The following is a 10,970-nucleotide window of genomic DNA, read 5'->3' on the forward strand; positions in this document are numbered from 1 at the left end:
TTAGACGATGTTTTTAAATAACTTTTAGCTCTGGTGATGAGTTGAATAGATAGGAGGTTTAATGGTTAAGGAAAAAAAGGTGCGGCATTTATTAGGGATTTCAGGCGGTAAAGATAGTGCGGCATTGGCTATTTATATGCGTGATAAAGAGCCAGATATGGAATATTTTTTTGCTGATACAGGTGCAGAACTTCCTGAAACTTTAGCTTTTGTTGATTTAATGGAAGATTATTTAGGTAAAGAAATTACTCGTCTTAATGCGGGGCGTGATTTTGATTATTATTTAAAATTAAATGGAAATTTTTTACCTACTGCGCGTTCTCGCTGGTGTACAACAAATTTAAAACTCAAACCTTTTGAGGAATTTGTAGGTAATAACCCTGTTATTAGTTATGTGGCTATTCGTGCGGATGAAGCTTACAGAGAAGGTTATGTTTCCACAAAGTCAAATATTAGTGCTGTTTACCCCTTTAAAGAAGATGGTTTAAATAAAGATGATATTGTCAAAATTCTTGATGAATCAGGTTTAGGGATGCCTAAATATTACGATTGGCGTAGTCGTTCTGGATGTTATTTTTGTTTTTATCAACGTAAAGTTGAATGGATGGGGTTACATGATAATCATCCTGAGTTATTTGAAAAAGCGCGACAATTTGAGCTTTATCATAAAAATAAAGGACGAAATCATACGTGGTCAGAAAATGAATCGTTAGATGAAATGTTAATGCGAAAAGATGAAATTAAAGCGCAAGCATTAATTAAAGAACAAAATACCCTTAAAAAGCCTAAAAAATTAATGGATTCTTTATTGGATGATGATTCTGATGATGGCTGTATGATTTGTTTTAAATAATGACTTCCGACTCTTTGTTTTCACTCTTTAAAAATATTTCAGTCCGAAAGGTTAATGGAGTTTATTCACTTTATAAACCTTTAGTTCTTCTTTACGCCTTATCTAAAGTTTCTCATGGGGAAGATAGACTGATTTATTATTCAAATATTGATGAAAGTTTAAATCAACAAACTATGCACTAAAAGATACATAGTTTGACTTACGACTGAAAGTCGTTCATCGGCTAAAGCCGACTAAAGAAAAACATACTTGGAGATTTATATAACTCAGGAGAACACCAACGCTCTCATTCGTTTAACTTTCAACCAATGAGTTGTTTACTTTAATATCTCAATAATTTGGATTTAAATTTGGTAGTGGGTTAAATCTGTTATTTCACTTAAATAATTAGGAGAAGTAAAAGGTTTACATCATAATTCCTCGAATGAAATGTTATCAAGAAGTAAGTTGCCACAATTGTCGCTGTAGCACTATCATGAAATCAGGAAAGAATGCTCAAAATATACAGCGGTATCGCTGCAAAAATAGTGCCTGCCCAACTCAAACATTTATGCTGGACTATCGCTATAATGCATGTGTGCCTGGAGTCCAAGAAAAAGTCGTCGAAATGGCTATTAATAGCAGGGGTATTAGAGACACCGCACGGGTTCTGAAAATCAATAAAAATACAGTCATCAGCATCCTGAAAAGCAAAGAAGATAGCCTTGTACAGGTAAATCCTGTTTTTCTATCTCAAAAATCAGAAACACCTTTAGACGTCCGGCTGGAGCTTGTTTGCGAAGAAGTTGAGATTGATGAACAATGGTCATTTGTAGGTAAAAAGTCGAATCAGCGATGGTTATGGCATGCTGTTGATCATGCGACTAATACAGTCATTGCTTATGTATTTGGCAAGCGTAAAGATGATGTTTTCAAAGAGCTAAAAGCCTTACTGACTCCTTTTGAAATAAGCAGATATTATACAGATGACTGGGGGGCTTATGAGCGAAACTTAGATGTAAATGAACATGAAATAGGCAAACAAAACACTCAAAAAATTGAACGAAAAAACCTAAATTTTAGAACATGGATTAAACGCTTAACGCGTCGAACAATCTGTTTTTCCAAAATAGAACAAATGCATGATATTGTCATTGGACTATTAATTAATAAAGTCGAATTTGGACGAGATATTCATGCCTAATAACAGATTTAACCCACCACCCAAAATTTAAATCAAAATGAAACCTCATAAATGAGAGTTTACTAAAAGTCTTGCACTAAAGTGCATAGTTTTTACTAACGATTAGGACAATAAAATCATTGATAAAAATTCCATTAAATTAAACCATAGAAATTTTCATTGCTGAAAATCAGGGAAACGTAGCCTAAGCGAAGTGATGATTTTTAGTCCGCGATAGCCGTAGGGTCGTTGTTTTGTCGGAGTCTGAGCGTTAGGGAAGGTGGAGACAAAATAAAAGGCCATCCGACACGGCGTCAAGTCATTTGGAGCCTATGTTCCGACCCCTTGTTGGGTCGGGACGAGGTGACGAGGACGAATCGGGGCCGCCGGAGGCATAAGTGGTCGCGTTAAGTTTTTGCTGCTTGCTTGGGCTGGGATGCCCAAAACAAGCTTTCGCAAAAATAGCGACTCCCCGCGAATGCTTTTGGTCGTTTAATAAATGATAATTTATGGGAAGTGGAAAATGGACAAACTTTAAAATCATTAAGTTCTGGCGATTTAGAAAAATTAGAACTTTTTAAGAAAAATATACGCAGTGGCTTTTCAGAAGATGTTTATAAAGCACTGATAGACGATAAAAAAACGTTAAAAGAATATATGATTATCTTGAGAATACTTATTTTGAAAAAACTATAAAATTTAATTTTTTACCCTTAGTCAACGAGTCAAAGCATAAAGGAAGAAAAATGGCGTTAATGAGTAATGAAGGTGAACCTGTAACCAGATGGTGGGTTAGCCAAGGTCTTGAAATAGTAAAATCTGAAAGAGATATTTTTACAAAAGCTAAAATGAGAGCCGCTCGACTTAAATTTATAGCTGGAGCAAATCGTTTAAATACTATTAAAGGCTGGATGGCTTCCGCTCAACTTATAGATAACCAAAGGACTTCAAGAGAGTACGAACTCACAGATTTTGGCTATGCTATTTTGACTAATGACCCAAAATTAGCAAAATCGTCAACGTGGTGGGCTTTTCATTTATCTTTATGTTTTTCAAAAATAAGTGAACCCTATCCTAGCTTTTTTTTAGGTCTGGAATCTATTACTAAGGACTGGATTGATTGGAATAAATTATTTACTAAAATACAAACTGATTTAGTTGATGAAACTGGAAAACAATATAAAGATTCAACCATTGAATCGTTATCAAGTAGTGTTCGGAAAATGCTTATTAATGGTAATCCTTTAGCTGAATTAGCCTTAATAGAATCTAAAAAATCACCCGATGATAAACGGCTTTCAATACGCTTAGGCTCGCCAATACTCTCAGATGAAATCATCATTCACGCCCTAGCAATGGCTAAATTCAGCCACTTTAAAAGCCGTGATAGCATTGATTTTTCAAAACTCATACAAGAAACAGGCTTGCCACACTTCTTATGCTGCCCTAAAGACCAACTACGCCAACACCTACAACGCATGAGCCAAATGCACAAATGGCAAAGCTACTTCAGCTTCGACCATGCCGTTGACCTAAACTCCATATCCTTCAAAGAAAACTACGACCCTAACAAAACCATCCTCTTGCTATTGCAAAAAGGTCAAGATACTTGGTTATAAGGAAAAATAACAATGGACTTAAACTACTTACAAAACACCCTAAAAACCAACCTAGAGCAATACCACCAAAAAGAAAACATCCGCTATCGCAATATAGGTATCTCCAGTAAAAACCTCCATGACCTAGACGACGTAACCCAAACATTAAGAGGACTATTGCCAAACTACGAACTCTGGCAATACTCAGGCATACAAAATGCCCCAGAAGCACGAACCAACAAAAAAAACCTAGAAAAACAAATCCTAGCCGTCCAAAAAGAAGGCATTATCATTCACCAACCCGAACAATGGACAAGCTACTGGAGCTTAGCCGATAAATCCGCCTTCTGGTCAACCCTCGCCATGTGGCACGACAACATAAAAATAGTGCTGGTCTTCACCGCAAGCAATGAATTTCAACAAATAAACCATAACTACTTTAAACCACAACCGCTTGATGGCTTATTCATACAAATTTGGCGACCCACTCGTGCAGAATAGCTCTCTATAAGGAAAAAGAATGAATCTACATGATGTAATTCAAATCAACCCAGAACAAACCAGTGCTGCAATCATACTTGAACAAGGCATTTCTAATAACGCCTTAGTCGCGCATTACACCCCCACCCAAGCCGCCATTCAAGTCTTTAAACATCTAGCAGAAGCCGTATTACCTAGCGCAAAATTTGAACAACGCGCTTTAAATCTATATGGAAGCTATGGCTCAGGAAAAAGCCATCTAGCCGTTGTGTTAGCACAACTGTTGCGCGATGGCGCAAGCACCAAAGGCTTTTCTAAACTAATTGAGCGACTTTGCCTTGCAGGTGAAAATCAACTCGCGGATAAGCTTAAAGAAGCTTTTTTACCTAAAACAGATAAGGAAGCTAAACCTTATTTGTTAGTTTCACTTTATGCCTCAGGTACAACTTCATTAGGTGCGAAACTCATGGAGGGTTTGTTTGATGCCCTACAAAGAGAAAGCGAACTTGATATAAAAGCGATTCTGCCGTCTACAGAATACGAAGTATGCGTGAAACGCTTTGAAAAAATGATTGATGATAATGAAGCCTTTAGTGATGCTGATTTATCACAATGGACATTAAAAAGATCGCATCATTATATTTCAACCGAAGACCTGTTATTTAATTTAAAAGGTCATCAACCGTTAGCATTAGAGGTGTTTTTAGATTGGCATGAAGCGGTGTGTTTTGGTCAAGCTTTTGATATTTCACAAGCAGGCGGTAAAAATTATATTGATGCCTATTTAGAAGCAGGTAAAAACCTTGCTGAAAAATATAACTATGGCGGCATTGTGGTTTTATGGGATGAATTTGGTAATGCACTGGAAGATTTAATTGGTAATACTGCGCGAAATGCAGGACAAGAAATCATGTCTTTACAACAGTTTATCGAAACCGTCTGTGAACCCGATACAGGACATACTTTGTTCTTTGGGGTGACGCATGTTTCTTTTCAAGAATACGGCGATAGAACTCATGCCTCAGAAGTCATTAAAGAAAGTTTAGAGAAAATTTCAGGACGCTTTAATAAAGCCTTTAAGATTGAACTGAATGCGGCTGAAAGTGATGGTTATCATTTATTAGGAATGCAAAAAACGTGGTCAGAACAAGGAAAACAATTATTAAGCCAAGATCAACCAGCTAAATTAAAACTATTAGAAGCCTGTAAATCTTTACCCTTATTCCAATCTTTAAATGAACATTTAGAACAAGTCTTTGAAGATGTCTATCCTCTCCACCCTGTAATGGCTGTCGGTTTATTTAACTTATCAAAACTAGCACAAGCAAACCGAACCGCCTTAACTTTTTTTCGTGATAATGCAGGTGAAATTTTAAATGCTGAATTAAATGACCATCATTTATGGCAAAAAGAATTAGTTCGTCTACCTCAGTTATTACACTATTACGCCGATAATCTTAAAAAAGAATCACCAAGCGATTGGCGACGTTATGAGCAGGCTATTTCTAATGTGAATGGCGACTCAGCCGAAGAGATTAAAATACGAAAAGATATTTTAAGTGTCTTGCTATTAGCGCAATTATTAGAAAATGTTAAAGCCAGCGATGAGCTATTAGCTTGTGTACTTTATGATGATGAGCCTAATACTGCCCACTCAGAAGCCTTAAATCAACATTCAGCCTATTTAAAAGATGCAGGCTTAATTTGGAAAAATCCTGTTACCCATTTTTGGCTATTTGCAGGGGAAAGCGGTGTTGATAGTGAATCCTTAATTGAAAAAGAAATAGATTCGTTTTCGGAACACAGTTATCAATATTTATTAGAAACTTATCCTGATATGCAGGAAGATATTCTGCCAATACTCGGAGAGCATGATTTAGAACCCTCAGCTTGCGGAATTATTCGTTCCTATGCGGTGAATCTTTTAACCCCATCTCTTTTGTCCGAACAACTTAAAACAAAAGGGTTATCTTTATCGGCACAGGTTTTTTTAGTTTTAGCCGATACTCAGCAAGAGGCAAATACCCTAAAAACACAGATTCAAGAAATGCCTAGTGCTAATCATTTCTTTTGGATTCCTGTGTTAGGGATTCAATCAGAAACCACCATTGAAAATGATATTAGCTTTAAGTTTAATGATTTATTATGCCGCTATTTAGCGATTAATGTGCAGCTTAAAAGTTCAGCCTCCTCAGAAAATGTAAAAAAACAACTAGAAGCAAAATGGGAAAGTAATCGTCAAGCGATTAAGCAGCTTTTACAAAAATTTTATGGGCGGTCGGGGTTAAATTCGGCTAAATGTCAGATTTATCAAGCAGGTTCAAGTGAACTCTTAAGCTGTGAAAGTTGGCATGGTTTTAAAGAATTGTTAGCGGTTGATGTTGCCGCGACTTATCCTCAAGAAATTACTATTCGAGCCATGAATATGAATGGTTTAAGAAATGAAAAATATACAGGCTATAAAAAAATTATAAATATAGTTGAACGTATTCTTAAATTTGATGAAAACCCTTCTTATCAAAAGGATTTATTAGGATTCACTGATACCAGTGAAGAAGGGTCTTTAATTGATGGGGTTTTAGGTGCTAATCAATTATTTATTGAGCGTTCGGGTGGTTGGGATATAAAGTTAATCACTGAAACCGAAGGGCATTTAAAAACGGTCTTAAAACTTCTGCATGATAGTTTGTTAAGAAAAAATCGTAAAGATGCTTATGTGGTGAGTGAATTACGAAAAAAATTGATGGCTGCTCCTTATGGTATTCCTGCTTGTACATTACCTATATTTACAGCAATAGCCATTCGTCAAGAAGTAAAACGCTTGCGTTGGGTTGGCTCTGACAATAGTTTTTCTAAGAATTTAACCTTAGCCTTTAAAGAAGGTAGTAAGTTAAAAATTCGTTTATCTGAGTTTGGTGGAAAACAATTTGCAATGTTGTTTTTGATGGGGAAATCTCTTGGTATTGAAAAGGATGAAGCTCTCACTAACGAAGAGTACGCAACCGTTTGTGCCGCTAAATTAAGGAAATTTGTTAATACTAAGCCTGAGGGCGTTAAAGCATCAAATCAATTGGATTTTAAAACGCAAAAACTGGTTGCTTTTTTAAATACTGTTGGCAAAAGTTCGCAAGAATTAGCCGATTTTTTAATAGATATTTTAGATGTCAAAAAGGATTTACCTTCTCATGATGTTTCTAAAGTCATTGCTGCGGTACAAGCCTTATTCAATGATTTTTTAAAAGTTGAAGATGCTAAATTACATGAAATAAAATTGTGTTGGGATGATGCTTTTCCTGTTAATAAAGATGAAAAACAAACCATTGTCACGCGCTTAAAACAAATTGGCACAGGACAAGCCCAGCAATTAGCAGACTTGTTAGTAGAAACTAATGATGCAGAAGATATAGAACCTAAAACAGTGATAGAGAAAATGCTATCGCGTTCATTTGATGAATGTTCTGATTCAGATATAGGACGTTGCACAGGTGCAATTGAACAGTTAATTGAGCAAGCTGTATTAACCCCTGAACCTATCGCTCCTCCCATTACCCCACTTCCTATTATTCCACCTCCTATTATCACTCCAAACCCAGAGCTTGAAGGGATCGTCAATGAAATTCGTTATATTTTTTCTGCATCTAAACTACCCAAAGAAAAAATTATCAACGTGCTAAACCAAGTGTTACAGCACTATAGGGATTAAAAATGACTGTTATATTTGTTATTGACCGCTTTAATATTGATACGGAAGAAGCGATAGTTGCCGAAACATCAATCCATGCGATTGAGCAATTATGGCAAACCATTAATCAACATTTAAGGCATGAAGATAGCAATTTGTTACGCGTTCGCTTTAATAATTTAGCTTTATTTGAACGCTTTAGATATTTTGACGGCGTAGAGGGGGTGTTGCCAATACAGCAACTAATTCCGCGTACTGTTTATAGAAAGCGCGTTGATGAAAATCTGCCGTTATGGTTATCAGACGAATTAATTATTCAGTTAGGCTTGCTCACTCATCAACACGCTACTAGCTTAGATATTCCGTTAATCGACACGATTATTAAAAGCTGTGATGCTGATTTATTAAGTGAAAAGTTTCCAGCCTTTACCAGAGCATCAATTAAACATTCAGAAACGTTTTCGCATTTATTAAAAATAGCAGATATTCAAGCGCGTTTTGTTAATAATTTTCAGCTTGCCTTTGATTTTTCAGAAGACTTAGCCTTACTTTTAATAGAGCAGTTACTTGTAAGTTCATCGCTTAATGATTTTTTTATCACACTTGCTTATGAGCAACATCAACAGTTATTACAAGCACAGCTTACACAATTTAAGTTACCTTTATTAGGTGAATCATTACCCGCTTTGTTATTAACCGTACCTTTATTAACCTTAGAAGAACAGGATGCAAAAGAATTACCGATTCACTGTTTAACCGCATTAGACTTAATAAGCCTTGAAATTAAAAAAGGCAACATAAACGCGAGTGATATTGCTGATTTAATAGTTGCACCTTGGACAACGGTTTTAGATAAATTGCTATTACTAATTTTGGAAAATAACGCCCTTATTTCTACTGAATTAGTAGCTAAATTAGAAAGTTTTCAAGATAAAAAAGCGAGCCAGTTAGCGGTAGAAATAACTGAACAATTAGAGCGTAGTAAATTTTCAGTGTTGCCCGAAAGTGCGACTACAGATGAAGTATTGGCGTGGAGTACAGATTATTTTGAGCTAATGCGACAAAAATTTTCATCCGATGAAGCCATTGAAGAACATCTTAATTTAAGTTTTACCGAATGGTTACTTAAAAAATCAGCTCGAATTGCGCGTTCTGATGCTGATTGGCGACAATTTTCTAAGCGTGTTGAATCCTTTTTAAAACAAAACTACCTTGTCATTGTTTGCATGGTGGATGCTTTATCCGCTTTAAATACCGATTTATTATTAGAAAGCAGTTCTAAAATTGAACACTTAACCCGCTCTAGCGAAACCCTGTTTGCGCCCATCCCGACCTTAACCGAAATTGGCAAAATGGCATTAATTACAGGTACAGAAACCTGTGATTTACCTAGCGATAAAGAAACCGCCATTCGGCAACGCTATAAAAAATATTTACCTGAAGAGAAGTCTTTAAAATTTATCACCAGTTGGAAAGCCACAGATAAAAAATTTAATGAAAAAACAAATTTACTGGTGTTTTTTGAAAACAGAATCGATGAGCAATTACATAAATGTATTGAATTTAAAAATCATCGAAAGGATGTTAGCAATATATTAAGTCAAATGATGTCGTCTGTTGAGAAATGGAAAAAAGATGCAGGCTCTATGAATAGGGATGTGGTGTTTTTAATTACCGCCGATCATGGCATGACGGTTACCCAAGCAAGCTATGAGGGGGGTAATTTAGGTGACGTTAAAGAGCGAGTTTTTGAAGTGGCTAAATCCTATCAAAATAAAAACGAGGCTTTTTCTTATGTCCCTAATGCTGATAAAAATGCGTTTTTAATTCCTAAAAAACGCCTTAGGTTGACGAGAAAAGCCTTGTTATCACATGGCGGTTTAACCCCCGAAGAAGTGTTAATTCCTTTTGTTACCTTGACCTCTAAAATTCCTGACAGTATTAAAACGCCCTTAGAACTCAAAGTATTAAATGAAAAATGCCAGCGTGTTGCAGAAAAGTCATGGGAATTAAGTGTTGAATTAGTCGCCAGTGTTCGCGTAGATAATATCTGCATAAAATTTGAAGCTCCGTTTATAGGTGAAGCTTCTTTAACGACAATTGCCGAAAATAGTACTCAAAAATTACTGTTAAGTTTTTCAGCTCCTGTAGAGCAATCAGGATTAAGAACCTTATCGCTGCAATTAACTTATGACCGTACAGGTGCGCATGAAGTTAATAACAAACTAATAAATTGCCTTTTCACCAAACCCTTACTTGAAAAAGATTTTGCAACACAAAGTTATGAGGATATGTTTAGCTAATGAATAAAGAACAATTAGATTATAAAATTCGAGAAACCTTTAGCGAATTAATTATAGATAAAGCCTTAGTTAGACAATTGAAAATCCGTGATAATCGCAGTATTCCGAGCTTTGTTGAAGAATGGATGGTTTCAAGGTTTCAAACAGGTAATAAATCTGAGGCAGAAGTTCATAAAGAGATTACCGACTTTATGAGCAAGCATTTACCCTCTAAAACGGAAAAAGATAAAATTAAACGCCGTTTACAATTAGGTGAATCGGTTGTTTTGTTAGATCGTTTTGAAGTGCGGATTGATTTAGCGAATAACCGACAATTATTAACTATTCCTTGCTTAGATGAGCGTAACGCTACTATTACTCATGAAGTATTAGATACCAACGAATCCATGTTAGAAGGCGGACAATGGGGGGCGGGGCGTTTATCTTTGCGTGATGAAGGTAAGAAAAAGATTATTGAATTAAGTGAATTTCATCCTATGCAATCGGGTAAAGTCAATTTAACTCATTTAATCAAAGCGCGTGAACAATTCACTACCCGCGAATGGATTTATTTGTTATTGCGAACGATGGGGTATGAGCCTTTTGCCTATACTGAAAAACAGCAAAATCATTTGTTATTGCGTCTTTTACCGATGATTCAAAATAACTTGAATATGATGGAATTAGCCCCTAAAGGCACGGGTAAATCGTTTATTTTTTCTAATTTAAGTCGTCATGTTTGGTTGAACAGTGGTGGCGCATTAAGCAACGCGCAATTATTTAAAAATTTAACCACTAAAGAGATTGGTTTATTAGGCAAGCATGATGTGTTGGTGTTAGATGAAGGGCAGTCGATTAGTTTTAAAGGCGCGGATGATATTCATGCGAAGTTTAAGGATTATTTAGAGTCGGG

The 10,970-nt window shown here is 35.9% G+C and carries 10 protein-coding genes and 1 pseudogene; 9 read left to right on the forward strand and 2 right to left on the reverse strand.

What is annotated here, in order from left to right:
* Positions 1 to 61 precede the first annotated feature (61 nt).
* From K6984_RS22785 to K6984_RS22790, 3 genes are all read left to right on the forward strand, one after another.
* Complete coding sequence (locus tag K6984_RS22785) at positions 62 to 853, forward strand: phosphoadenosine phosphosulfate reductase family protein (protein ID WP_087869656.1); 792 nt, start codon at positions 62 to 64, stop codon at positions 851 to 853.
* Positions 853 to 1,035: a phosphorothioated DNA-binding restriction endonuclease family protein gene (locus tag K6984_RS36975; RefSeq protein ID WP_087869657.1), complete on the forward strand. Its 183-nt coding sequence runs from the start codon at positions 853 to 855 to the stop codon at positions 1,033 to 1,035. Before K6984_RS22785 ends, K6984_RS36975 begins: the two co-directional genes overlap by 1 nt.
* Before the next feature lie 242 nt (positions 1,036 to 1,277).
* A complete protein-coding gene (locus K6984_RS22790) occupies positions 1,278 to 2,036 on the forward strand; it encodes an IS1 family transposase (RefSeq protein ID WP_221897557.1) in 759 nt (252 codons plus the stop codon).
* A 156-nt stretch (positions 2,037 to 2,192) separates the two neighbouring features.
* On the opposite strand, the gene K6984_RS34595 is transcribed toward K6984_RS22790, so the two are convergent.
* Positions 2,193 to 2,318, reverse strand: a complete 126-nt coding sequence (locus K6984_RS34595; protein WP_263458842.1) for a hypothetical protein — start codon at positions 2,316 to 2,318, stop codon at positions 2,193 to 2,195.
* Positions 2,319 to 2,345: 27 nt separating this feature from the next.
* Positions 2,346 to 2,474 carry a hypothetical protein gene (locus K6984_RS34600; RefSeq protein WP_263458596.1) on the reverse strand — a complete coding sequence of 43 codons (129 nt, stop codon included), beginning with the start codon at positions 2,472 to 2,474 and terminating at the stop codon, positions 2,346 to 2,348.
* A 30-nt stretch (positions 2,475 to 2,504) separates the two neighbouring features.
* Here K6984_RS34600 and K6984_RS22795 point away from each other — a divergent pair.
* The 6 genes and pseudogenes from K6984_RS22795 to K6984_RS22820 all read left to right on the forward strand — a co-directional run.
* Positions 2,505 to 2,711, forward strand: a pseudogene (locus tag K6984_RS22795) (hypothetical protein); the annotation flags it as partial.
* Positions 2,712 to 2,770: 59 nt separating this feature from the next.
* The gene (locus K6984_RS22800) at positions 2,771 to 3,634 is read left to right on the forward strand and encodes a DUF4007 family protein (protein ID WP_221897558.1); all 864 of its coding nucleotides are present in this window, start codon (positions 2,771 to 2,773) and stop codon (positions 3,632 to 3,634) included.
* A gap of 12 nt (positions 3,635 to 3,646) precedes the next feature.
* Positions 3,647 to 4,114, forward strand: coding sequence for a hypothetical protein (locus tag K6984_RS22805; protein WP_087869661.1), 468 nt, complete (start codon positions 3,647 to 3,649; stop codon positions 4,112 to 4,114).
* Between the two features lie 19 nt (positions 4,115 to 4,133).
* Positions 4,134 to 7,796: a hypothetical protein gene (locus K6984_RS22810; protein WP_087869662.1), complete on the forward strand. Its 3,663-nt coding sequence runs from the start codon at positions 4,134 to 4,136 to the stop codon at positions 7,794 to 7,796.
* A gap of 2 nt (positions 7,797 to 7,798) precedes the next feature.
* On the forward strand, positions 7,799 to 10,078 hold the full coding sequence (locus K6984_RS22815; protein ID WP_087869663.1) for a PglZ domain-containing protein: 2,280 nt from the start codon (positions 7,799 to 7,801) through the stop codon (positions 10,076 to 10,078).
* On the forward strand, positions 10,078 to 10,970 hold an 893-nt coding region (locus tag K6984_RS22820; protein WP_221897559.1), incomplete at its 3' end, for a BREX system Lon protease-like protein BrxL. The genes K6984_RS22815 and K6984_RS22820, both read left to right, overlap by 1 nt.

The sequence above is a fragment of the Bathymodiolus japonicus methanotrophic gill symbiont genome (genome assembly GCF_019721995.1).
GTDB lineage: Bacteria > Pseudomonadota > Gammaproteobacteria > Methylococcales > Methylomonadaceae > Methyloprofundus.